Source organism: Microtetraspora niveoalba (assembly GCF_001570405.1).
Classification (GTDB): Bacteria; Actinomycetota; Actinomycetes; order Streptosporangiales; family Streptosporangiaceae; genus Microtetraspora; species Microtetraspora niveoalba.
The window spans coordinates 93101-117062 of the sequence record NZ_BBYM01000021.1 but is presented as its reverse complement, the minus strand read 5'-3'; the positions used below and the strand labels follow the sequence as shown (position 1 = coordinate 117062).

21 protein-coding genes are annotated in these 23962 nt (G+C 70.8%); 8 read left to right on the top strand and 13 right to left on the bottom strand.

What is annotated here, in order from left to right:
• Positions 1-2 precede the first annotated feature (2 nt).
• Together AWQ70_RS39925 and AWQ70_RS22045 are read right to left on the bottom strand one after the other, a co-directional pair.
• Positions 3-296: a hypothetical protein gene (locus AWQ70_RS39925; RefSeq protein ID WP_067179072.1), complete on the bottom strand. Its 294-nt coding sequence runs from the start codon at positions 294-296 to the stop codon at positions 3-5.
• Positions 297-356: 60 nt separating this feature from the next.
• Positions 357-1778, bottom strand: a complete 1422-nt coding sequence (locus AWQ70_RS22045; protein ID WP_067179070.1) for an amidase — start codon at positions 1776-1778, stop codon at positions 357-359.
• A gap of 262 nt (positions 1779-2040) precedes the next feature.
• On the opposite strand from AWQ70_RS22045, the gene AWQ70_RS22040 reads away from it, so the two are divergent.
• The 3 genes from AWQ70_RS22040 to AWQ70_RS22030 all read left to right on the top strand — a co-directional run bounded on the left by AWQ70_RS22040 (position 2041) and on the right by AWQ70_RS22030 (position 5287).
• Positions 2041-2745, top strand: coding sequence for a nuclease-related domain-containing protein (locus AWQ70_RS22040; RefSeq protein ID WP_245647091.1), 705 nt, complete (start codon positions 2041-2043; stop codon positions 2743-2745).
• Positions 2746-2815: 70 nt separating this feature from the next.
• Positions 2816-4654, top strand: coding sequence for a dihydroxy-acid dehydratase (ilvD, locus tag AWQ70_RS22035; protein ID WP_067179066.1), 1839 nt, complete (start codon positions 2816-2818; stop codon positions 4652-4654).
• 156 nt (positions 4655-4810) lie between these two features.
• On the top strand, positions 4811-5287 hold the full coding sequence (locus tag AWQ70_RS22030) for a helix-turn-helix transcriptional regulator (RefSeq protein WP_067179064.1): 477 nt from the start codon (positions 4811-4813) through the stop codon (positions 5285-5287).
• A 7-nt stretch (positions 5288-5294) separates the two neighbouring features.
• Here the strand turns inward: AWQ70_RS22030 and AWQ70_RS37865 are convergent, their stop codons facing one another.
• The 3 genes from AWQ70_RS37865 to AWQ70_RS22020 all read right to left on the bottom strand — a co-directional run bounded on the left by AWQ70_RS37865 (position 5295) and on the right by AWQ70_RS22020 (position 6981).
• Positions 5295-5504 (bottom strand): FmdB family zinc ribbon protein, encoded by a 210-nt coding sequence (locus AWQ70_RS37865; protein ID WP_084517610.1) that lies wholly within the window; start codon positions 5502-5504, stop codon positions 5295-5297.
• A gap of 127 nt (positions 5505-5631) precedes the next feature.
• The gene (locus AWQ70_RS22025; RefSeq protein WP_157530227.1) at positions 5632-6459 is read right to left on the bottom strand and encodes a GNAT family N-acetyltransferase; all 828 of its coding nucleotides are present in this window, start codon (positions 6457-6459) and stop codon (positions 5632-5634) included.
• 12 nt (positions 6460-6471) lie between these two features.
• Positions 6472-6981 (bottom strand): HNH endonuclease, encoded by a 510-nt coding sequence (locus AWQ70_RS22020; protein ID WP_067179062.1) that lies wholly within the window; start codon positions 6979-6981, stop codon positions 6472-6474.
• 316 nt (positions 6982-7297) lie between these two features.
• Between AWQ70_RS22020 and AWQ70_RS22015 the strand changes: the two genes are divergently transcribed.
• Entirely contained in the window at positions 7298-9355 is a 2058-nt protein-coding gene (locus AWQ70_RS22015; RefSeq protein WP_067179060.1) for a prolyl oligopeptidase family serine peptidase, read from the top strand.
• Between the two features lie 39 nt (positions 9356-9394).
• Here the strand turns inward: AWQ70_RS22015 and purU are convergent, their stop codons facing one another.
• The 4 genes from purU to AWQ70_RS21995 all read right to left on the bottom strand — a co-directional run bounded on the left by purU (position 9395) and on the right by AWQ70_RS21995 (position 14652).
• Positions 9395-10243 carry a formyltetrahydrofolate deformylase gene (purU, locus tag AWQ70_RS22010; RefSeq protein ID WP_067179058.1) on the bottom strand — a complete coding sequence of 283 codons (849 nt, stop codon included), beginning with the start codon at positions 10241-10243 and terminating at the stop codon, positions 9395-9397.
• 70 nt (positions 10244-10313) lie between these two features.
• Positions 10314-12215 (bottom strand): tetratricopeptide repeat protein, encoded by a 1902-nt coding sequence (locus AWQ70_RS22005; RefSeq protein ID WP_245647090.1) that lies wholly within the window; start codon positions 12213-12215, stop codon positions 10314-10316.
• Positions 12216-12523: 308 nt separating this feature from the next.
• Positions 12524-13030 carry a GNAT family N-acetyltransferase gene (locus tag AWQ70_RS22000; RefSeq protein WP_067179056.1) on the bottom strand — a complete coding sequence of 169 codons (507 nt, stop codon included), beginning with the start codon at positions 13028-13030 and terminating at the stop codon, positions 12524-12526.
• Entirely contained in the window at positions 13027-14652 is a 1626-nt protein-coding gene (locus AWQ70_RS21995) for an NsdA family TPR-like regulatory protein (RefSeq protein WP_245647089.1), read from the bottom strand. The genes AWQ70_RS22000 and AWQ70_RS21995 overlap by 4 nt, the downstream gene beginning before the upstream one ends.
• Before the next feature lie 338 nt (positions 14653-14990).
• On the opposite strand from AWQ70_RS21995, the gene AWQ70_RS21990 reads away from it, so the two are divergent.
• The 4 genes from AWQ70_RS21990 (at position 14991) to AWQ70_RS21975 (ending at position 18639) form a co-directional block, all read left to right on the top strand.
• A complete protein-coding gene (locus AWQ70_RS21990; RefSeq protein ID WP_067179054.1) occupies positions 14991-15251 on the top strand; it encodes a hypothetical protein in 261 nt (86 codons plus the stop codon).
• Between the two features lie 403 nt (positions 15252-15654).
• A complete protein-coding gene (locus AWQ70_RS21985) occupies positions 15655-16665 on the top strand; it encodes a mechanosensitive ion channel family protein (RefSeq protein WP_084517586.1) in 1011 nt (336 codons plus the stop codon).
• A 34-nt stretch (positions 16666-16699) separates the two neighbouring features.
• Positions 16700-17068 (top strand): globin, encoded by a 369-nt coding sequence (locus AWQ70_RS21980; RefSeq protein WP_067179052.1) that lies wholly within the window; start codon positions 16700-16702, stop codon positions 17066-17068.
• A gap of 29 nt (positions 17069-17097) precedes the next feature.
• Positions 17098-18639, top strand: a complete 1542-nt coding sequence (locus tag AWQ70_RS21975; protein WP_067179050.1) for a glycoside hydrolase family 13 protein — start codon at positions 17098-17100, stop codon at positions 18637-18639.
• A gap of 20 nt (positions 18640-18659) precedes the next feature.
• Here AWQ70_RS21975 and AWQ70_RS21970 read toward each other — a convergent pair whose 3' ends face one another.
• From AWQ70_RS21970 to AWQ70_RS21955, 4 genes are all read right to left on the bottom strand, one after another.
• Positions 18660-19142 carry an acyl-CoA thioesterase gene (locus AWQ70_RS21970; RefSeq protein ID WP_067179049.1) on the bottom strand — a complete coding sequence of 161 codons (483 nt, stop codon included), beginning with the start codon at positions 19140-19142 and terminating at the stop codon, positions 18660-18662.
• A 107-nt stretch (positions 19143-19249) separates the two neighbouring features.
• The gene (gene ettA, locus AWQ70_RS21965) at positions 19250-20914 is read right to left on the bottom strand and encodes an energy-dependent translational throttle protein EttA (RefSeq protein ID WP_067179047.1); all 1665 of its coding nucleotides are present in this window, start codon (positions 20912-20914) and stop codon (positions 19250-19252) included.
• A 31-nt stretch (positions 20915-20945) separates the two neighbouring features.
• A complete protein-coding gene (locus tag AWQ70_RS21960; RefSeq protein WP_067179045.1) occupies positions 20946-22241 on the bottom strand; it encodes a GGDEF domain-containing protein in 1296 nt (431 codons plus the stop codon).
• A 435-nt stretch (positions 22242-22676) separates the two neighbouring features.
• Positions 22677-23585 carry a single-stranded DNA-binding protein gene (locus AWQ70_RS21955; protein WP_067179043.1) on the bottom strand — a complete coding sequence of 303 codons (909 nt, stop codon included), beginning with the start codon at positions 23583-23585 and terminating at the stop codon, positions 22677-22679.
• Positions 23586-23962: the final 377 nt, after the last annotated feature.

Below are 23962 nucleotides of genomic sequence, written 5' to 3'. Positions count from 1 at the left end.
CCTCACCACCCCATGGAGGCGCCGCCGGTATGGCGCCGCGGCTCCGCCGCCGCGGCCATCGCCCTCCAGTCGACCTCGTACGACGGCAGCCAGTGCGGCGGCCGGCCCGTGAGCACGAGGATGTTCGTTTCGGCCCCGTGCTCGGTCTCCCCCGGCCCGCCGAACCAGACCACCCCGTCCGAGACCTCCCGCGTCCTGGCCGGGCGCCCGAACGCGAGGACCACCACGGAGATCAGCAGGAACAGTCCCGCCGCCGTCCCGATGAGGAATCCGGCGATCTGCAGCTCACTGTGCACCTCATCAACGTAACTCCGCAGATGAGAGCGGGTCGAGCCCGCCTCCCGCCCGCCGCGCGGCTACCACACGGACGGGCGGCGCTCGCCCCAGAAGCCGCCCACGGACGCCTCCACCTGAGCGGAGAGCGAGATGAGCGTCCCCTCGTCGCCGAACCGCCCGGCCAGCATGACGCCGATCGGCAGCCCGTCGGGCGTCCAGTACAGCGGCAGGTTGACCGCCGGCTGCCCGCTGATGTTGTACGTGGCGGCGAACGGCGCGAAGCGCTTCATCCGTTCGAAGGTCTCCTCCGGCGTGTCCACGTCCTCGAACCAGCCGACCGGGACCGGCGGCCGGGTGACGGTGGGTGTCAGCACCGCGTCGTACTCGTCGGTGACGAGCAGCGCGAAACGGGTGGCGAGCTGGAGCGCGGCCTGCGCCTTGAGGAAGTCGGGGGCCGGGGTCGCGAAGCCGCGCTCCCGCAGCCAGGCCGTGAGCGGGCGCAGCCGGGACTCCATGCCCTCGGCCACCGGGTGCATGCACGCGAACGTGAACCACAGCTTCACGAACTCGGGCACCATGTCGGCGCCGAACGGGGGCGCGATGTCCACCACCTCGTGCCCGAGGGACTCCAGCACCGCCGACGCGCTCTCGTATGCGGCCAGGACCTCCGGGTGCACGTCCGCGTCGGGGACGGCCGGGGTGGCGTACCTCGCGATCCGCAGCCGGCCGGGATCGACCCCCACGTAGGCGGAGAACGAGCCGCGCTCCGGCGGCGGAGCCCAGTACAGGTCGCCGGGGTTGTTGTGGGTCATCACGTCGAGCAGCGCCGCCGCGTCGGCGACGTCGCGCGCGATCGGGCCGTTGGTGGACAGGCCCGCGAGATCCGGGACGATCGGCGCGAACGAGATGCGGCCCCGGGTCGGCTTGATGCCGTACAGGCCGCACACCGACGAGGGGATGCGGATGGAGCCGGCCCCGTCGCTGCCGTGCGCGGCGGGGGCCAGGCCGGCGGCGACGGCGGCGGCCGCTCCCCCGCTCGACCCGCCGGCGGACCGTGACAGGTCCCAGGGCGTACGCGCGGGCGGGCCCACGGCGGTCTCCGTGTAGCACGGCAGCCCGAACTCGGGCGTGCTCGTCTTGCCGAGCATGACGGTGCCCGCGTCGCGCAGCCGCTCGACGACGCTGTCGTCCACCGGCGCGACGAACCCCTCGTACGTGGCGGAGCCGAAGAAGGTCGGCACGTCCTTAACCAGGTTGAGGTCCTTGATCGGGATCGGCACGCCGAGGAGCGGGGGCGCGTCCTCCGCGTCGAGGACCCGCGCCTCCAGTTTGCGCGCCTCGTCGAGGGCCCGGTCGGCGGTGAGGGTGACGAAGGCGCCCACCTCGCCGTTCAACCGCTCGGCGCGCTCCAGATAGTGCTCGGTGATCTCCACAGGCGACAGTTCCCCGTTTCGCACGGCTGCCGCCTGCTCCAGCGCAGTAAGATCGTGAATGTGGGCCACTCCCGAACGGTAGGCCCGCGGCGCGAAGATATCTAGAGACGATACCCACCTACTGGGCCGATCAATCCGGTGAAGCCCGCCACAAAAGTATGAACCCCCCAACACTAGGCAAGCCGCCGAGAGCTCAACTACGGTGAGTGATGTGGATACCGGTCTAGCGCCAGAAGACGGTCACGATACGTCACCGATCTGGGTGAGTGACCAGTCGTCAGAGCGACCCTCGACGCAGCCAGAAGAGGCTCCCGCGACCACCCACGCTCCTGTGGAGCGGGCCTCGCTCAAGGGTCTCGTCAGGCGGCCCGAGTACCACCACCTGGGCCGACGCGCGCTGATCGCCCTCGCCGCCGGCGTGGTGGTCGGGTTCCTGCTCGGCGGCTGGCGCATCGGCCTGACCGCGGCGATCGTCGCCGCCATCGCCGACACCGTGTATCGGGCGCGCAGCGTCTCCTCGATCCCCGCGTGGCGGCGCCCCTCGGCGGCCGAGCGGCGCACCGAGTACCAGCTCAAGCGGCTGGAGCGCAGCGGCTACCGCACGCTCCACGCCCGCGCCGTCCCGGGCAGCGACGCGCAGATCGACCATCTGGTGATCGGCCCGACCGGTGTCTACGCCGTCGACTCCGAGAAGTGGGACAAGCGGCTGCCGGTGCGGGTGCAGTCACACCGCAAGCTGTTCCACGGGCCGTTCAACCAGAAGCCGCGTCTGGACGAGGCGCGCTGGGAGGCGTCCCAGGCGAGCGAGCTGATCGGCAAGGCGCTCGGGCGCGAGATCCAGGTGGTCCCCTCCCTGGCGATCTACGGGCCGTCCATCCCCTGGCGCATTCTCAACGTCCGCGAGGTGGACGTCTTCTCCGGCAGCCTGGTCCGCAAGTGGATCACCAAGCGGGAGCGGTCGCTCACCACGGCGGAGATCGAGTCGATCTACCGCGCCGCCGAGCGCGTCCTGCCGCCGCGTTACCCGGAGAGCTGAGGGCCGTCCGGTTTCCTCCGGCGACGGCCGTACCATTTGAGGACTCACTGTCTTCGATGGGAGCGACGTCATGCCAGCCCTCAGGTCTCGTACGGTCACACACGGCAGAAACATGGTCGGTGCCCGGGCCCTGCTCCGGGCGACCGGTGTAGCCGGGAGTGACTTCGGGAAGCCCATCGTGGCGGTGGCCAACAGCTTCACCCAGTTCGTCCCCGGTCACGTCCACCTCCGCGAGGTCGGCGACGTCGTCGCCGCCGCGGTGCGCGAGGCCGGGGCCATCCCCCGCGAGTTCAACACGATCGCGGTGGACGACGGCATCGCCATGGGTCACGGCGGCATGCTGTACTCGCTGCCGTCCCGCGAGCTCATCGCCGACGCGGTCGAGTACATGGTCAACGCCCACTGCGCGGACGCGCTGATCTGCGTCTCCAACTGCGACAAGATCACCCCGGGCATGCTGCTCGCCGCGTTCCGGCTGAACATCCCGACGGTGTTCGTCTCCGGCGGCCCCATGGAGGCGGGCAAGACCCCCGGCCGCAAGCTCGACCTGATCGACCCGATGATCGCGGCGGCCGACGAGAGCGTGAGCGACCAGGCCCTCCTCGAGATGGAGGAGAACGCCTGCCCGACCTGCGGCTCCTGCAGCGGCATGTTCACCGCCAACTCGATGAACTGCCTCACCGAGGCGATCGGCCTGGCCCTGCCCGGCAACGGCACCACCCTGGCCACCCACAAGGCGCGCAAGGCCCTGTTCGAGGAGGCCGGCCGCACGGTCGTCGAGATCGCCCGCCGTTACTACGAGCAGGACGACGAGTCGGTGCTGCCGAGGAGCATCGCCACCCGCGACGCGTTCGAGAACGCGATGGCGCTCGACGTCGCCATGGGCGGCTCCACGAACACGATCCTCCACCTGCTCGCCGCCGCCCGCGAGGCCGGCGTGGACTTCGGGCTCAAGGAGATCAACGAGCTGTCGCTGCGGGTGCCCTGCCTGTGCAAGGTCGCGCCGGCGACCGCGAAGTACCACGTCGAGGACGTGCACCGCGCCGGCGGCATCCCCGGCATCCTCGGCGAGCTCGACCGCGCCGGGCTGCTGCACCGGGACACGCACAGCATCCACGCGTCCTCGCTCGGCGACTACCTCTCCGCCTGGGATCCCAAGTCCCCGCAGGTGCGGGACGAGGCGGTCGAGCTCTGGCACGCGGCCCCCGGCAACGTCCGCACCGTCAAGGCGTACTCGCAGGACGCCCGGTGGGACTCGCTCGACCTCGACCGGTCCGAGGGCTGCATCCGCGACGCCGAGCACGCGTACACCAAGGACGGCGGCCTCGCCGTGCTGTACGGCAACATCGCCCCGGACGGGTGCATCGTCAAGACGGCGGGCGTGGACGAGTCGATCTGGAAGTTCTCGGGTCCGGCCGTCGTGTTCGAGTCGCAGGAGGAGGCGGTCGACGGCATCCTCGCCGGCAAGGTCGTGGCCGGCGACGTGGTCGTGATCCGCTACGAGGGCCCCAAGGGCGGCCCGGGCATGCAGGAGATGCTCTACCCCACGAGCTTCCTCAAGGGCAAGGGCCTCGGCAAGGCGTGCGCGCTGGTCACCGACGGCCGCTTCTCCGGCGGCACGTCCGGCCTGTCCATCGGCCACGCCTCCCCCGAGGCGGCCGAGGGCGGGATCATCGCCCTGGTCGAGAACGGCGACCTCGTCGAGATCGACATTCCGGGCCGCTCGATCGAGCTGAAGGTGGCCGAGAGCGAGCTGGCCGCCCGCCGGGAGAGGCTGCTCGCCGAGCTGGGCGGCTACCGTCCGCGGGACCGCCACCGCCCGGTCTCGGCGGCCCTCCAGGCGTACGCGGCGCTGACGACCTCCGCCTCGACCGGGGCGTCGCGCGACCTGTCGCAGCTCTCGCGCTAGCCGTCACCCACGTTCAGGAGGGGATCGGGGCCACCGCCCCGGTCCCCTCCGGCGTTTTCCGGAGGCTTCGCGTACGGCCTGCCCAGGAGGGCACAATCACCTCTCCGCCGACAACGCGTTCGAAAAAATGTCGGTGTCGCGATCTAAAATTATGGTATGGCCAACGTCATTAGGAACACCCTGACGACCGCTGAGCTCGCCGCACTGGCCCTGTCCCTGGCCCACCTCGGGGCCGGTCCGCAGTCCGTCACCGCCCGCCGCGGGCTGCGCCACGCCTTCCAGCACCTCGACCCGAACGATGACGTCATCGCCACCACGCTGACCACCCTGACCACGCCGCTCCCCACCGACGTCGCCCGGCGCGCCCGGGTGATCGCCAACGCGGTCACCGCCCGGCTGGTGCTCCGCGTCCAGTACCGCGACGCCGCCGGCCACCCGACGACGCGCGACATCGAGCCGGTCACCTGCCTGGTGCACCGCGATCACTGGTACCTCGTGGGCTGGTGCCGGATGCGGGGCGGGATCAGGGCCTTCCGGCTGGACCGCATCGTCGCGGTCGAGCCCACGGACCTGCCGGCCCGCCCCCACCTTCCCGAGCGTTACCTGCCGTTCCAGCGCCGCAGGGCGGCCTGACGCCAGGTCAGCCGCAACAACCGCCGCCGCAGCAACCGCCGCCGCCACCGCCGGAACGCGGGGCGGCGGCGCCGCCCGTGACGGCCACGGTCGAGAGCAGCTTCACCGTGTCGTCGTGTCCGGAGGGGCAGGTCGCCGGCGCGTTGGCCTCGGCCATGGATCTGTTCAGTTCGAAGGTCGATCCGCAGGAGCGGCAACGGTAGTCATAACGAGGCATGCCCGTAGCGTACGGCCTCGGTCGGGCGGTGGCGTCGAGCCGGGTCAGCACGTGGAGCGACGGTCGCGCCTCGCGTAGGGCCTCGTCACGGGTGGAGCCGAGGTCCGGCCGGTGTGCGCGCGAGCCCTCAACGGAAGCCGATCGAGACGTAGTCGGCGACGGGTTCGTACCCCAGGGCCTGATAGATGGAGTTCGAGCGCGGGTTGGCCAGGTCGGTGAACAGCAGCACCTCGCCTGCCCCCTCCTCCAGCGCCTTCCGGGTGACGGCGTACGTCACGGCCGAGCCGTACCCTCTGCCGCGGAACTCCGGCGGGGTGTAGACCGGTCCCACACGCGACATCCCGGCGATGGGCGCCGAGACGCCGGCGAGCGCGACGGGACGGCCGCCGTCCTCCCACCACATGAGCTCGTTCCTGTTGATCCGGGCGGAGACCACGGGAGTCGGGTCGGCGCTCGTCTCGACGGCCGCCTCCACCTCGAACTCGCGGATCCATCGGACGGCCCTCGGCACGTCTGCGGCGACGGCCGTACGGGCCGCACCCCGGACGGAGGGCCGGATGAGCGTCCCGAGCCGGTAGAGACGCTCGGAGCGGCGGCCCCGCTCCGGCTCCCACCAGGCGCGGGCGAACGCCTCCGCCTGCTCCGCGGGGCCTCTGACGCCGGACAGCGACCTGCCGAGGGCGATCAGCTCACTCACCAGGGACGGGATGGCCTCCAAGGGGACGACGGCGAGCAGCAGCGGATAGGGGGCGGTGTGGATCACCGCCCCCTCCACCGAGCCGCCCTCGGTGAGCCAGCCCATGAGCGGGTCCTCCGAGAACTGACCGCCTCGTACGCTCCGGAGCACGGTGAGCGCGGCCGTGTTGCGCACCGGGTCGCGCAGCAGCCAGCCCTCCGCCGCCGCGGCGAACGTCTCCGCGTCGGCGGTGAACGTCCACGTCAGCTCATCGGTCATCCGGATCCGTGCTCAGGCCGCCGACTCCGCCAGGTACGGCGCCCACTGGGGATCACCGTCGAGCTGCGCGCCGATGAGCCGCCAGTGGGCGCCTCGTGGCACCACCGGGGTGACGCGCAGCGTCCACCCCAGCTCCTCCAGCAGTCTGTCCGCCTTGCGATGGTTGCAGGGCATGCAGGAGGCGACGCAGTTCTCCCACGTGTGGGGACCGCCCTTGGAGCGCGGGATGACGTGGTCGATGGTCTCCGCCCGCTGCCCGCAGTACGCGCAGCGGAAGTCGTCCCGCCGCATGAGCGCGGCCCGGGTCAGCGGGATGCGGGACCGGTAGGGGATGCGGACATACCGCCGCAGCCGGATCACGGAGGGGACGTCGAGCGTGCGGGTGGCCGAGCGGAGCACGGCGCCCCGGCCGTCCTGGTGCACGACCTCCGCCTTGTCCCGCAGGACCAGGATGACCGCCCGGTGCAGGGACAACGTGGTCAGCGGCTCGTAGGTGGCGTTGAGAAGGAGTACTTGGCGCATCAGCCGACCTCCGTCGCCATCTCGGGAGCCGGGATGAGATGGCGCGGGAGCACGACTGTGCGCCCTGGTTGTGGTCCCGTCGGTTGGGACCCGGGTGCTTCCGTCACAGGGACCTCCGCCGGACGGTCCAGCGGATGGTCACCACGGTCCCGCCCTCCACCAAAGTGTGGCCTTTGCCGCGTCCCATCCGCCACCCCATAAACCGCGAGCGAGGTTCACGATTGGGACGCCTGTTGCCGTTTATCCCCTTTCGAGGCTCTTTTTACTCCTGTCGAGCGGCGCGCTCCTGTCGTCCACCTGCTTTAAAGTGCGAGGCATGACCCGACTGCCGTACCCACCCGCCCGCCGCGACGACATCGTCGACGACCTGCACGGAACGCCCGTCCCCGACCCCTACCGATGGCTGGAGGACGCGGACGACCCCGCAGCCAAGGAGTGGCTGGACGCGCAGGACGTCCTCTTCAAGGGCGCCGAGCTCTCCGGTCGCGAGCGCTTCCGGGAGCGCGTCGCCGCGCTGCTGCGGTCCGGCTCCGTCGGGCCGCCGGCGTGGCGGGGGGAGCGGCGGTTCTTCATGCGCCGCACACCCGACCAGGAGCACGCCGTCCTGTACGTCGCGGACGAGCGGGGCGAGCGGGCGCTGCTCGACCCGATGGCGCTCGACCCGTCCGGCCTGACCACGCTGGACACCTACCAGCCGGACAAGGAGGGCGCCCGGCTCGCCTGCCAGATCTCGGTCGGCGGCGACGAGGAGTCCCGGCTCCACGTGCTCGACGTCGAGACGGGAGAGGTCGTCGAGGGGCCGATCGACCGGTGCCGCTACTCCCCGATCGCCTGGCTGCCCGGCGGCGAGGCGTTCTACTACGTGCGCAAGCTGCCGCCGTCCGAGGTCCCCGAGGGCGAGGAGCAGTTCCACCGCCGCGTCTACCTGCACCGGGTGGGCACCTCGCCCGACGACGACGTGCTGATCTTCGGCGCGGGGCTGGAGAAGACGAACTACTACGGCGTCTCGGTCTCCCGCGACGGCCGCTGGCTGACCGTCTCCGCCTCCCAGGGCACGGCGCCGCGCAACGACCTGTGGGTGGCCGACCTGACCGCCTCGCCGCTCGACGCGCCGGCGCTGGTCACCGTTCAGGAGGGCGTCGACGCGCAGACGGGCCTGCACTTCGGCCGCGACGGCCGGCTGTACGTGTTCACCGACCGGGACGCGCCGCGGGCCCGGATCTGCGTCACCTCCCCGGAGACGCCGACGCACGAGCACTGGCGCGACCTCATCCCGGAGGACGCCGAGGCGGTCCTGTCCGACTTCGCGATCCTCGACGACCTGGACGAGCCGGTCATGCTCGTCGGCTGGACCCGGCACGCCGTCTCCGAGATCTCGATCCACTCGCTGGAGACGGGCGCCCGCGTCGGCGAGGTGCCGATCCCCGGCCTCGGCTCCATCGGCGGCATCACCGAGCGTCCCGAGGGCGGCCACGAGGCGTGGTTCTCCTACACGGACAACACCACGCCGCCGAGCGTCCACCGCTTCGACGCGCGCACGGGCGAGACCTCGCTCTGGGCCGCCTCGCCGGGCGCGGTCGAGGTGCCCTCGGTGAACACCGAGCAGGTGGTCTACCGCTCCAAGGACGGCACCGAGGTCCACATGCTGGTGATCTCCCGCGAGGGCTCCGGCCCCCGGCCGACCATCCTGTACGGTTACGGCGGCTTCGGCATCTCCATGACCCCGGGCTACTCGGGGTCGATCCTGGCCTGGGTGGAGGCGGGCGGGGTCTACGCCATCGCCCAGCTTCGCGGCGGCGGCGAGCAGGGCGAGCAGTGGCACCGCGACGGCATGCTGGGCAAGAAGCAGAACGTCTTCGACGACCTGCACTCGGCGGCCGAGCACCTGATCGCGACCGGCGTCACGACGCCTGACCGGCTCGGCATCTCCGGCGGTTCCAACGGCGGCCTGCTGGTCGGCGCGGCGCTCACCCAGCGGCCCGACCTGTACGCCGCCGTGGTCTGCTCGGCGCCGCTGCTGGACATGATCCGGTACGAGAAGTTCGGTCTCGGCGAGACCTGGAACGTCGAGTACGGCTCCGCGGACGTCCCGGAGGAGTTCGGCTGGCTCTGGAGCTACTCGCCGTACCATCACGTCCGCGAGGGCGTCTCCTATCCGGCGACGCTGTTCACCGTCTTCGCGTCCGACACCCGGGTCCATCCGCTGCACGCGTGGAAGATGGCCGCGGCTCTGCAGCACGCCCAGGCGTCCGACCGCCCGATCCTGCTGCGCAACGAGGCCGAGGTCGGGCACGGCGCGCGCGCCGTCAGCCGGACCGTGGACCTCGCGGCCGACCAGCTCGCCTTCCTGGCCCGGCACACCGGGCTCGCCTGACCGCCGGTACGGCCGGGCCCGCGCGGGCCCGGCCGCGCCCTATCGGGGGAAGACCACGGTCTTGTGGCCGTCGAGCAGCACCCGGCGCTCGGCGTGCCACCGTACTGCCCGGGCCAGGGCCTGCCGCTCGACGTCGCGGCCGATCGCGGCGAGGTCCTCGGGCGAGTGGGTGTGGTTGACCCGCGCGACCTCCTGCTCGATGATCGGCCCCTCGTCCAGGTCGTGGGTCACATAGTGGGCGGTCGCGCCGATCAGCTTGACCCCGCGCGCGTACGCCTGGTGGTACGGCTTGGCGCCCTTGAACGACGGCAGGAACGAGTGGTGGATGTTGATCACTCGGCCCGCCAGCTTGGCGCACAGGTCCTCGGAGAGCACCTGCATGTACCGGGCGAGCACCACCAGGTCGGCCTGGTAGTGCGCGACCAGCGCGAGGATCTCGGCCTCCTGCTGCGGCTTGGTCTCCGGCGTGATCGGCAGGTGGTGATAGTCGATGCCGTACGACTGGGTGAGCGGCCGCAGGTCGGGGTGGTTGGAGGCGACGGCGACGATCTCGATGTCCAGCAGCCCGGACCGCACCCGGTAGAGCAGGTCGTTGAGGCAGTGGTCGAACTTGCTGACCAGCACCAGCACCCGCGGCTTGACCGCCTGGTCGAAGAGCTGGACGTCCATGCCGTACTCGGGGGCCAGCGCGGCGAAGGCCGCGCGCAGATCGTCGAGCGGCAGACCGCCGGTGAACTGGACCCGCATGAAGAAGCGCTTGGCCACCGGGTCGCCGAACTGCTGGCTCTCGGTGATGTTGCAACCGTGTCCGGCCAGCAGTCCCGAGACGGCGGCGACGACGCCGGGACGATCCGGACAGGAGAGGGTCAGCACATAGTCAGCAGTCATGCCTTGATCCTTGGGTTCCTTGGCGCTCTCGCCTCGAACAGTGCATGATACCGCCCCCATCGGCCTGAGCTCAGTTCCCCGCGTCGACGCCGGGATCGAGTTCCCGCGCCCGGGCCAGATCGGCGGCCGCCTCGTCCACCCGGCCGAGGTCGCGCAACGCGACCGCGCGGTTCGCGTACAGCGCGGCGTCCTCGCCGAGTTCGATGGCCCGGGTCAGGTCCGCGACGGCGCCCTCGAGGTCGCCGGTCCGATGGCGCAGGATCGCCCGGTTCGCCCAGGCTCCGGCCAGGGCGGGATCCCGCGCCAGCGCCGTGTCGAACGCCGTCCGGGCCTCGGCGTACCGGCCGGCCGCGGTTTCGAGCTGCCCGAGCACCCCGTGCAGGTGCGGGTTGCCGGGATCGATCTCCAGCCCGGCCTCGACGTCGCGCCGGGCCGCCTCGTGCTCGTCGAGCATCTCCAGGACGCCCGCGCGGTTCACGTAGGCGTCGAGGAAGGCCGGGTCCAGTTCCAGAACGTGGTCCAGGTCGGCCAGGGCGCGTTCCAGGTCTCCCACCGACAGGCGCAGCTCGGCCCGGTTGTAGTACGCCTCGGGAAGGGGCGGGCCGAGACTGATCGCGGTCTCGTAGTCGGCGAGCGCGTCATCCGGCCGTCCCATGGCGAGGAGCAGGTTGCCCCGGTCCAGGTAGTGGTCCGGGAACGCGGGATCGATGGCGATGGCCCGGTCGAAGTCCGTCAGGGCCTCGGCGGGCCGGCCCGACCGGGCCAGGAGCTGCGCCCGGTTGGCGAACAGCACCATCCGGTGCAGGGGGTGGGCATCGGGGGCGAGGTCCCGCTCGGCCAGCTCGATCGCGGACTCGACCAGGCGCAGCGCCTCGTCGGTCCGCCCCTGCCGCAGCTCGATCAGCGCGCGCCCGTTGCGGTCGAAGCCGAGCTTGAAGGCCCGTTCCCGGCGGTCGGGCAGCAGAGTGGAGACGGCGATCGCCTCGTTGATCCACCCCATGGCACGGCCGAGGTCGCGCCTGGCCGGATCGGGGTCGCGCGCGTCGAGCATCGCCGTGCCGTACGCGGCGGCGGCGTGGACGGCCGGGTCGATGCTGGCGCGCCGGGCGCTCTCGTAGAGCTCGAACGCCTCCGCGCGGCGGCCGATCCCGGCCAGCGCGGTGGCCGTCCGGTGGATGAACCTCCACCAGAGGTCGGATCCGGGCGTGGCCAGGCGCAGCCCGCGCGGGCCCAGCTCGGTCACCGCGTGCAGGAACCCCTCGCCCACGCAGTGGTCCACCGCCGCCCACAGCGCGGACAGCGCGGCCTCCCGGTCGCCGCCCAGCTCCCGGTGGTACGGCACCGCACCGAGCAGGTGCTCGCCGGACAGCTCGCCGGCCCTCCGGTCGTGCGCGCGGGCCCGCTCGGCGGGCGGCAGCGCCAGATAGGCCGCGTACGCCCGGGGGTCGTCCGTGGTGCCGTCCGAGGCGACGTAGTCCTCGACCGGGCCCTCGGCGGGAGGCGCCGTGACCAGGACGACGTCCTCGCCGCTCCAGCTATCGGGCGGTGTGGGCGCCGCGGCGGCCACGGTCAGGCCGGGCACCCGGCGCATGAGGACGGCCAGGAGCTCGCGGTCGGTGGCGTCGGCCTCGTGGACGTTCTCGACCCGCAGCGCGCGCGGCCCGTCGAGGCGGTCCCGGACGAACTCGGCGATGCCGTTGGCGACGCGCAACGTCCGCCGGGGGGCCGGCACCAGGATGCGCTCGTCCTCGTGCAGGCCCGGGCCGAGGGGCTCCTCTCGGTGCGGCAGGAGCGGCCGGAGGTCGGGGGCGGCCGCCCGGATCGCGACGGCGTGCGCGGCGACCAGGTCGGGGGCGTGTTCCAACGCGGCCGGGACGAGCACGCGCAGCAGTGCGCCGCCGATGGTGTAGGGGCCGCGCAGCCGCCGATGCCCGTTGATCAGCGGCGCCGCGGGCGGAGGAAGCTCCAGCACGTGGAGCGCGGCCAGGCGATCACGGGAATGCCTTCCCTGGACCCAGACATGGCGTACGTTCCGCCGAGGGCTCCAGGTCACCCTTTGTGAATCACGCTCGACGTTCCGGTGAGCCGCACCGTGCCGGGCTTGCGGATAATGATCTTTTTCATCGTGCCTCTTTTCCGTGACACGGTCGCGCTCGGGTCCTCGTTCGCTTCACGGGAGGCTTTCCTCGCCTACCGCTCCGCTCACCGCGGCCCTCGCCGCTCATGACAAGGAATAAGTATTGGCACAAACCGGTAATCCGCAAGGCCCGGCAGGGTGGTTTATCTGATTAATTGCGGCGAAACAACGGGAGTAAGGTATTTCTCCCCGTACAGCACTACGCTTCCGCCGCGGGTCTCGCGCCGCACCTCGTGCCAGCCGTACCTGCGGTACAGCTCGATCGCGGCTCCCTGTTGCAGGGTGGTGTCCCCGCGCAGGACGTGGTAGCCGAGCTCGCGGGCGCGGTCCTCCAGCCGTTCGAGGACCATCCGGCCATAACCCCGGCGCTGGAACTCCGGGTGGACCCGGAGCCGGCACATCTCCGCGGTCTCGTCGTCGATCCTGCGCAGGCCGCCCATCGCGACGATCCGGCCGCCGCCCGGCTCCTCGCCGACCAGGAACTCGCCCCGGTCGGCGAGGTACACCGCCTGGATCCGCGGGAAGTCGTCGTCGTAGTAGACGCCGTCACCCGGCATGAGTCCGACCTGGGCGAGGCCGATCTGGTGCAACGCCAGGACCTCGTCCAGATCAGACCAGCGGTAGCGGCGGATCCGGATGTCTTCCGTCACGTCTGCTGCCTGTCCCGCTCGATGGCGGCGATCGCGGCCGCTGCCGCCGCGGCGGCGGCAGCGGCGCTCTCGGTGTCCACGGGTGCGGACTGCAGGCACTCGCGGTACGCGGTCAGCGCGGGCGTCTCGCCGTACTTCGCCTGGACCGCCTTGAGCAGGTTGTGCGCGGGGCGCATGAGCAGCTCGGTGCGGTATTCGGGTTCGATCAGCTCGATGGCCTTGCGGCCCATGTCGAGCGCCTCCTCGACCTCGCCCTCGATCAGGCGGCACTGGGCGCGGTCGAACCGGATCAGGGTCTGGTCGAGCAGGTCCTCGTTCGAGTACTTGCCGAGCGCCTGCTCGAGGATGACGTCCGCCTCCAGCGTCTGCCCCAGCTTGACCAGGACGTCGCCCTGGTAGAAGTAGAGCTGCCGCTCGGTGTATCCGAAGGCCGGGTCCTCCTGGTCACTGGTGCTCATCTGCGCGAAGGCCGCCCGAGCCCGGGACAGCGCCCGCTTGGCCTGGTCGACGACCTCCTTCTTGGCTCCGGCGTTGCCGGCCAGCATGGCGAGCGCCCTGGCCTCGACGACCGGCGCCATGGTCTTGGCCGCGCAGGGCGTGTGCCCCGCCATGTCACGGCTCTTCTTGGCCAGCGCGAGCGCCTCGCGCGGGTCGCCGTAGTAGAGCGGGACCAGCGCCTCGCGGGCGCTCACCCAGGCCCGCAGGGCGCGGTCGCCGGTCTCGTCGGCGGCGGTGCGCCCGGTGCGGAAGAACGACCGGGCCATCCGGTGGTCGCCCAGGTCGATCATGATCATGCCGCAGAGCCCGGAGAGCTGGGCCGTCATGCGGCAGAGCCGTTCCTGGATGTCGACCGGCTGGCGCCGCTCCATCGCCTTGCGCACCGTGGAGAATTCCAGCAGTACGTCGCAGAGCAGACGCAGCGGCGGGGCGTTCATGTACTGCCTGCCGAAGCCGGTGGTCGTCTCCTCCCACTGGTCCAGCATGGCGGGCGAGACGGTGGCCGAGGCCATCGTCTCGTCCATGTGGCGCCGTATGTTCTCCACCGCACCGAGCATCGGCCCGTCCAGCGCCACAGCGCCGGTTCCGACGGTGAGGATCTTCAGCAGCGTCCTCCGTAGCACGTTCTCGTCCTCCTCGCCCCCGTCCGCGGAAGGGCCGCCATCCGGCTGTATCCACAGCTCACGCACATTGGGGGAAGTGTCAGGTATTCCCTCTTCGAAATCGCAGCTGCGGACATTGCCGGGCATACCGTGGCCATGACCACAGATGCACGGCCCTTCGTAGCCGAGAGCGGCCGGTTCGACCCGGTAGACGGAACACAGGTAGTGGAGGTATTCGGGGCCGGGCTTCTTCAGCCCGGACTCGTAGGCGGACAGAAGCGTCTCGCCGATCCCGGGGACGGACTTGCCGTCCCGCTCGAATAGCGCCCGTACCTGCTCGATCACATCCGCGAGTGCGATGCCGTTCGACAGGCGGTGCGCTTTGATCTTCGTGGTGCCGAACTTCGGTCCACACGCAAGATGGATCTCGTCGGCGATCAGAGCGAGGCTTCGCCCCGCGGCCAGGCCACGTGCCCGGATCTGCCGCGCGATCTCCGTCTCTCTGTGTTGCCTGCCGGACATTCCGGCCCCTCTCTCGCGATCGGGTGATGGTGCCGACCGCGCATCTCGAAGGGTCCTCATCTGCTGACGCAGCGTAACGTCTCTGTCGCGCTGCGACTACACATGAATGATGGACCAGATTTTGCGCGGCCAGGGCGGGCGCTTGAACGTGCTGACTAAGGATCGTCCCTCAGCAGGTGGTTTTCTTCAACCTGCTTGGGGGTTTGCCTAACCGCTGAGCCGGCGGACCTCGTTGACCCGTTCATGCTTGGTGAGTCATCTTCAGCCCACCAGGACCGAATGCGCGGGGAAAAGGATCTCCGCGCGTCGGCTCAGTCGAAACCAAGGAGGACACCGAAGTGGAGGAGGACGATTTCCGGCGCCTGGAACTCCTGGTATCCGAACTCGACTCCCGCGGCCTTCTCGCGCGGGTCGTGCGCACCCAGTCCGGCCGCCCCTTCGTACGGGTGATCAATCCGAACGCCACGAGCCTCGCGGAGAACGTCGTGTGCAGAGCCGCGGACTACTGGTGGTCCTGGGGAGAGAGGATGCACCGGGCGGACGACCCGGCCGGTGCGGCGCGCAAGGTCGCCCGAGTGCTCGCCGCGGTGAGCGAGTAGCCCACCCCGGCTCCGGGGCCGGCGGAGCGCACGGTGCGGAGCGCCCCGGGACGTGGACGCGGAGACGCGGCCCACCCGGGACGCTGTGCGCCCCCGGCCCCCAACACGCTCGTGTACGGCGGAACGCCCGCCGGGCACGGTTGACCGCCGCCCGATCCGGCCGTGACAGGCCGGCCCGGACGGCCATCGAGGAGGATCCCCTCCCGGAGAACGACACGGCGCGCGCGTCCGGGTGCGCACGCCGGTCCTGCCGTTCGTCGCAGCGAGAGCCCCGTCCGTCGTCCCGACGGCGGCGGGGGCGATCCGCCTTCCCCGGCGATGTGACGACGGCCGGTTCAGTCTGCACAATGAGTTAGGTTTACCTGCCCGTTGCCGACCGAACCGATCCGGGGGGATCCGCCTCGTGTTCCCGTACGCTCCCACGCCGACACCGTCCCCTGAAGGGGACATCGCCGACACGGTGGGTGAGGCGGTCACCGCGGTGACTGAGACGTGCAAGAGCGGCAAGGGCCTGACCTGCGCGATCCTCAACGCGTCCTTCCCCGACGGCGTGTATCCCTGGGTCCCGCTCGTGGCCGGGATCGTCGACGCCCTGCTCACCCTGTGCATGATCCTCGCCATCGCTCTGGTGGTGCGGGGCATCGCGCACCGGCTCATCACCCGGGTGACGTTGCGGGCCAGCGAGGGCGTGCTGCCGGAGCGGCTCAGGAACAGGACGCCCAACCCGAGCGAGGCGACCACCGCGATCCTCACCGAGCGCCGCAGGCAGCGCGCCGAGACCATGGGATCGGTGCTGCGGAGCCTGTCCTCGGTCGTGATCCTCGGCACCGCCGCCCTGATGATCCTCTCCAATCTGGGCATCGAGCTCGCCCCCCTGCTCACCAGCGTCGGCATCATCGGCGTCGCGGTCGGCTTCGGCGCCCAGGAGCTGGTCAAGGACTTCATCGCCGGCATGTTCATGCTGCTCGAGGACCAGTACGGCGTCGGCGACGTGATCGACACCGGCGTCGCGATCGGCACGGTCGAGGCCGTCACCCTGCGGATCACGCGCATCCGCGACGCCGACGGCAAGGTGTGGTACGTCCGCAACGGCACGATCAGCCGGGTGGGCAACGAGTCCCAGGGCTGGTCGCGGGCGGTCGTCGACGTGCCCGCGCCGTACGACGCGGACATCCCCACGGTGCGCGAGCTGCTCGTGAGCGTCTCCGCCGCGATGTGGGAGCACCCGGAGTTCCGCGACGTCCTCCTGGTCGAGGAGCCGCAGGTGTTCGGCCTGGAGCAGATCTCCGGCACGGCGGTCGTCTTCCGGGTCAGCGCGAAGACCACCCCGGCCCAGCAGGCCGAGGTGGCCCGCGAGCTGCGGATCCGGATCAAGCACGCGTTCGACGAGAAGAGCCTGGCCTTCGCCGGCTGAACCTACTCGCCGGTAACTGGCCTAGGCTGAAGCGGTGACAACCTTCTATGAGGCCGTCGGAGGCGAGGAGACGTTCCGGCGGCTCGTCCACCGGTTCTACGAAGGCGTCGCCGAGGATCCGGTGCTGCGCCCGATGTACCCCGAAGACGACCTCACGGGGGCCGAGGACCGGCTGCGCATGTTCCTCATCCAATACTGGGGCGGCCCCAACACCTACAGCCAGGAGCGCGGCCACCCCCGGCTCCGCATGCGGCACGTGCCGTTCACGATCGGCGAGGTGGAGCGGGACGCCTGGCTGAAGCACATGGACGACGCCGTCCGCTCCCTGGAGCTCGCCCCCGAGCACGAGGAGCAACTGCTGCGCTACCTCGTCTACGCCGCGCACAGCATGATCAACGCATAAGACGCTCGGCCGCGGGGCAGCCATGGGGCATGCGTGAAACCCCCTGGTGGCATGACGCCGTCGTCTACGAGATCTACGTACGGAGCTTCGCCGACTCCACGGGCGACGGAGTCGGCGACCTCGCCGGCGTGCGGTCGCGCCTCCCCTACCTCGCGGAACTGGGCGTCGACGCGATCTGGCTGACGCCGTTCTACCGCTCCCCGATGGCCGACGGCGGCTACGACGTCGCGGACTACCGCGACGTCGATCCGCTCTTCGGCACCCTCGACGACTTCGACGACCTGGTGGCCGACGCGCACGATTACGGGCTGCGGCTGATAGTGGACATCGTCCCCAACCACAGCTCCGCCGCCCACCCGTGGTTCCAGAAGGCCCTGAACGCGCCTGAGGGGTCGCCTGAGCGCGACCGGTACATCTTCCGGTCCTCCCCACCCGGACGGCCCGACGCGGAGCCGAACAACTGGCTCTCGGTCTTCGGCGGGCCCGCGTGGACCCGGCTGCCGGACGGCCAGTGGTACCTCCACCTCTTCGCGCCCCAGCAGCCGGACTTCAACTGGAACAACTCCGAAGTCCGCGAGGACTTCCTCGCCACGCTGCGGTTCTGGCTCGATCGAGGCGTGGACGGTTTCCGCATCGACGTCGCGATGGGCCTGCACAAGGCCGAGGGGCTGCCCGACACCACCGTCGGCTTCGGTGCCCGGTCGCCGATCTGGAGCCGCCCCGAGGTCCACCAGGTCTACCGCGAGTGGCGGGCGGTGCTCGACTCCTATCCCGGCGATCGCGCCGCCGTGGGCGAGGTCTGGACGGATTCGGCCGATGACCTCGCCCTCTACGTACGCCCGGACGAGCTGCACCAGAGCTTCAACTTCGCCTGGCTGGAGGCGCCCTGGTCGGCTGCCGCGTTCCGGGAGGTCATCGGCGCCACGCTGGCCGCGATGCGCGCCCCCACGTGGGTGTTGTCCAACCATGACGTCGTACGGCACGCCACCCGATATGGCGTGGGGGCGGCCGACCCCGCCGCCGGTTCGGCCCGTGCCCGCGCCGCCCTGCTGGCGATGCTCGCCCTCCCCGGGTCGGCATATCTCTACCAAGGGGAGGAATTAGGGCTAACCGAGGTAGAGGACCTTCCACCGGAAGTCCGCCGAGATCCCGTCTATTTCCGGACAAAAGGGGCGAAGCCTGGCCGGGACGGCTGCCGGGTGCCGATCCCCTGGTCCGGGGCGGCTCCGCCGTTCGGCTTCGGTCCGGGCGGGTCGTGGCTGCCGCAACCGCCCGGATGGGCGGAGCTGACCGTGGAGCGGCAGATGGCGGACCCCGGCTCCACCCTGTCGTTCTATCGCCGTACGCTGGCCGCGCGCCGCTCGCTGCACGGTACGCTGCCGGACGCGGTCGCCTGGCCCGACTCCCCCGCCGACGCCCTGTTCCTGTCCCGGGGACCGCTGACGTGCGTGGTCAACTGCGGCACCGATCCTGTACGGCTGCCGCCCCACGACCGGGTCCTGATCTCCAGCGGCCCCCTCGACGGCGGCGCGTTGCCACCGGACACGGGCGCGTGGCTGCTGCGGGACTGATCTCCGTCCCCTCAGTCCCCTCAGTCCTCGATGGAGAAGCGCTTCAGGTAGGCCAGCTCGTCCTCGGTGAGCCTGCGCGGGCGGGCGCTCTCGACGTCGTAGGCCACCATCACGGAACGTGCCTCGACGAAGACCTGCTCGTCGTCCTTGATCTCGTACGCGAGGGTGAAGCGCACCGGCTTGATCTCGGTCACCCAGGTCTCGACGCGTACCGGGTCGGGGCGGAACATCAGCGGGCGGCGGTAGTCGATCTCGTGCCGGGCGACCACGAGGCCCTGGTGCGGACGGCCGCCCTCGCGGACCGGGTCCACGAACAACATGCCGAGGCGCGCGTCCTCGAGGAAGTCGAAGAACCGCACGTTGTTGACGTGGCCGAGGCTGTCGATGTCCGCGAAGCGGACCTGCCGGTGAAAGACGTGCCGCCGGTCGGCGGGGGCGGCGGCACTCGTGACACCGGGGTCGGCGGCACGGCCGGCGCCGTCGGGAAGAGGTTGTCCGGACACACCGGAAACCGTATTCCACCCGCGTTTTCCGCACACGGGCGGGGTCGCGACGAGCGCCGGCCGGGCCGAGGGCCCGTCCTCCCGGCGGACTCCGCCGGGAGGGGTGATCAGTCCCGGGTCAGCTTGCGGTACGTGACGCGGTGCGGACGGGCCGCCTCCGCGCCGAGCCGCTCGACCTTGTTCTTCTCGTAGTCGGCGAAGTTGCCCTCGAACCAGAACCAGTTCGAGCCGCCCTCCCACGCCAGGATGTGCGTGGCGATGCGGTCGAGGAACCACCGGTCGTGCGAGGTGATCACCGCGCAGCCCGGGAAGTCGAGCAGCGCGTTCTCCAGGCTGGAGAGGGTCTCGGTGTCGAGGTCGTTGGTGGGCTCGTCGAGCAGCAGCACGTTGCCGCCCTGCTTGAGGGTCAGGGCGAGGTTGAGCCGGTTGCGCTCGCCGCCGGACAGGATGCCCGAGGGCTTCTGCTGGTCGGGGCCCTTGAAGCCGAACGCCGCGACGTACGCCCGGGACGGCATCTCGACGTTGCCGACCTTGATGTGGTCGAGCCCGTCGGAGACGACCTCCCAGACGTTCTTCTTCGGGTCGATGCCCGCCCGGCTCTGGTCCGCGTACGAGATCTTGACGGTCTCGCCGACGACGATGGAGCCGTCGTCCGCCGTCTCACCACCGGTGATCATGCGGAACAGCGTGGTCTTGCCGACGCCGTTCGGGCCGATGACGCCGACGATGCCGTTGCGCGGCAGGTCGAAGGACAGGTTGTCGATGAGGACGCGGTCGTCGAAGCCCTTGGAGAGCTTCTCGGCCCGGATCACCGTCGTGCCTAGGCGCGGGCCCGGCGGGATCTGGATCTCCTCGAAGTCGAGCTTGCGGTACTTGTCCGCCTCGGCGGCCATCTCCTCGTAGCGCTGGAGACGGGCGCGGCTCTTGGTCTGGCGGGCCTTGGCGTTGGAGCGCACCCACTGGAGCTCCTCCTCCAGGCGCTTCTTGCGCTTGACGTCCTTCTGCCCCTCGACCTTCAGGCGGGCGGCCTTGGCCTCCAGGTAGGTGGAGTAGTTGCCCTCGTAGGCGTAGCACCGGCCGCGGTCGAGCTCCAGGATCCAGCCGGCCACGTTGTCGAGGAAGTAGCGGTCGTGGGTGACGGCCAGGACGGTGCCGGGGTACTTCTCCAGGTGCTGCTCCAGCCACTGCACGCTCTCGGCGTCCAGGTGGTTGGTGGGCTCGTCGAGCAGCAGCAGGTCGGGCTGCTCCAGCAGGAGCTTGCACAGCGCGACGCGGCGGCGCTCACCACCGGAGAGCTGGCTGACGTCGGCGTCGCCGGGCGGGCAACGCAGCGCGTCCATGGCCTGCTCGAGCTGGCTCTCCAGGTCCCAGGCGTTGCGATGGTCCAGCGCGTCCTGGAGCTTGCCCATCTCCTCCAGCAGCTCGTCGCTGTAGTCGGTGGCCATCTGCTCGGCGATCGCGTTGAACCGGTCGAGCATCGCCTTCGTCTCGGCGACGCCCTCCTCGACGTTGCCCAGGACGGTCTTGGTCTCGTTGAGCGGGGGTTCCTGCTGCAGCATGCCGACCGTGAAGCCGGGCATCAGGCGCGCGTCTCCGTTGGACGGCTGCTCCAACCCCGCCATCATCCTGAGCAGCGTCGACTTGCCCGTGCCGTTCGGGCCCAGGACGCCGATCTTGGCTCCGGGCAGGAAGGACAGCGTGACATCGTCGAGGATCACCTTGTCACCGTGCGCCTTGCGCACGCGCTGCATCGTGTAGATGTACTCCGGCATGTCTCCAAGGGTAGTGGCACCCACGGCAGCTTCAGCCGGTCATTTCCTCACCTGTGCGGGGTGGAGGAGCGGACGGACGGGCGGGGAGGCAGATGCGGTCGCGCCCGAGCTCCTTGGCGCGGTAGAGCGCGAGATCAGCGGCGGCGAGCAGCTCGATCAGGTCGTGGCCGTGCATGTTCATGATGGCCACCCCGGCCGAGATCGTCACCGTGACCATCGCGTGGTCGGCCGGGACCGCCATGCGCCCCACCCGAGAACGCAGCCGCTCGGCCACCCGCCGGGCCTCGGTGACGTCGGCGCGCGGCAGAAGGATCACGAACTCCTCGCCGCCGAACCGGCCGACGACGTCGTAGTCGCGAAGCTGGCTCCGCAGCGTGGCGGCCACTCCGATCAGCACCTGGTCGCCGACGAGATGGCCGTAGGTGTCGTTGACCCGCTTGAAGTGGTCGATGTCGACGATGAGCAGCGCGAGCGACTCGCCGGTGCGCCGGGCGCGGACGATCTCGGTGTCGGCCTCGCGTTGCCAGGCGGCGGCGTTGAGCAGCCCCGTCTTGGGGTCGGTGCGCGCGGCCGCCTGCAACTGCGCGTGGAGCAGGCTGCGTTGCAGCAGCACCACCGGCGGCAGCGCGAGCACCAGCAGGGCCAGGTTGAGCCCGCAGGCGATGGCGACCGTCACGCCGAGGCAGAGTTCCACGGCGTCGAGCAGCGCGCTCTCGCGGTTCCACAGGAACTCCCGCCACCGAGTGTCGGGGTCCGCGGTGCGCACGGCGATCGCGATGAGAGCGGTGTTGAGCACGGTGAACATGGCCGCGCAGGCCACCGCCGCGACGATGGGCGACGCGCGGCCGCTGGACAGCTCGGCCGGCACCGGTATCCACGCGTGGAACGCCACGGAGGCGGCGCAGGCGGCCACGCCGATCGCGGCCGCGCTGAAGACCCTCCGGTAGACGACCGTGGCCCGCACTCGCACCTGCAGGAGGATCTGCAGCGGGATGGGGGCGAGCAGGGCGTACAACGGCGGGAGCAGCAGCACGACCGGAAGCCACCAGGCCGACAGCAGGTCGCGGGACACCCCGGCAGGCATTCCGAGCCGGCGCGTGGCCTCGATGCACACCGCGCCGCACGCCGTCAGAGCGGCGAACGCGGCGACATGGGAGAGGCGGAAGTCCGTCGAGGTCAGCAGGTACGCGATCGCGGCCAGATCCAGCGCGACGATGCCGCAGAAGTAGACCACCAGAGGACGACGCTGGGCCAGCAGAGGCCACCGACCGCGCCGCGAGGGCGATCCGTCCCGCGGTGTGGCCGAGGTCTGGCTGGGTGCCGTCATCCAGTCTCCCCACGCGTCCGTGCGCTGCTTCCAGCGTCTCACGATGTGTAACACAATAATTGCGGAGTGTGCGTCGCGCGACGGGAACCGCTACCTTTGGCAGTCTGGCCATCCGGGCGACCGGGCGGCTGACGGTAATCGCTCCTTCACAGGGGGCCCGTGTGGGAAAGGAGCAGCCATGGTGCGGGGTGTGACCTGGACCTAGCAAGGGTGCTCTCGCAGCGACGTGGAAGTCGCCATCGGCCGATCCCCGGACGTTCCATCGTGGGGCACCGGCCGCGCACGGCCGATGCCCTCCCCTAGCTCACCTCTCCCACCCCCAGCAGCCTCCACGCTCCACCTCCCAAGTCCCCACCTCCCGGCGCTCCACCTCCCGAGTCCCCACCTCCCGAGTCCCCACCTCCCGACTCAGCGCCTTCGCACTCCGGCATCGCGTCAGGCCGCGAGCTTCTCCGGTACGGTCTCCACCGGCCATGGCGCGAGATCATCCCGGTCCTTCCCCTCGTCTCCCGACAACGGACGCTCGTCCCCTCGCCTGGGCGTCCGGGCTGCCCGCCTCACGGCCTCGCCCGCTTGCCCGGTCGCCTCGCCGTGCTCCATCGCCACGCCTTGCCCCGCGCCTTGCCCCATCGCCGCGCCTTGCCCCGCGCCTTGCCCTGTCGCCTCGCGTCGCCCGGTCGCCACGCCTTGCCTGGTCGCCTCGCCCGACGGCGGCGCCAGCTCGGCCCCCCGCTCCATGACCTTGTCCGACTGCCCCACTACCTCGGCAACCTCTTCCGCAGCCTGATCTGCTCGCCTCGCCACCTCAGCATCGCGCTCCACAGCCTCGCTCGGCCGCGTGCTCTCATCGCCCGAGGACGACGGCGCCTCCACCGGATGGGCGGGCCGCCCCTCCGCGTACGACACGGCCCGCAACTCCCACTCGCGAGTAGCGTCCTCCATGCCCCGTCGCTGGTCGGCACCAGGCGCTCCCGCGTAGGACCGGATGGGCTTCTCGAAACTGGCGATGCCCCATTTGAGGTCATGGCCGACCGAGCTGGCCTCGACCTCGGCCGAGAATCTCCGCTCGCCCTGCCGGTCTTCGAACTGCCTGATCCGGAGTCTGCCGTACACGACGAGTGGATGGCCCTTGCGGACCGACTGGGCGACGTTGTCGGCGAGCGCCCGGTAACACCGGACCAGGTAGTACGTCGTGTCCTCCGTGGTCCATGTCTGGGACTGCCGGTCGAGCACCCTCCGGTTGACCGCGAGACGCAGGCTCGTCGCGCGCGAGCCGTCGGGGAACTGGTACTGCCGGGGGTCGGCGGTGACGTTGCCGCTCAGCGTGACGTAGACGTCGCTCATGGAGTCCTCCCCAGGTCCGGGCCCTCGCCGGACTTCGGGCACAACTCTGGCCCTGCCCCGCCCGGCGCCACGGTGCCGAATTTGGTTCTGTGGACAACCGCGGGCCTGGGGACGGCTGGGCCGCCGACTTCGAGCCACGACGACTCCCGAGGCCCGCCTAATCGGCGCCCGCCATCGTCCGGATCAGGTCACTCTCCGACGCCGGCTGCTCCCGAAACGCCGCCGCCCCACCCAGCCACCTTTCGGGCCAGGTAGCTGCCGCATACCGACTGCTCACGAGACTTCGCCGCATCACGTACTCGGCTGGCTTTCGGGCCAGGCGGGTCTGTGCCCCTGCCCCTTCCTGAGCCGGCTGCTTTTCCGCGCCCGGAGACGCC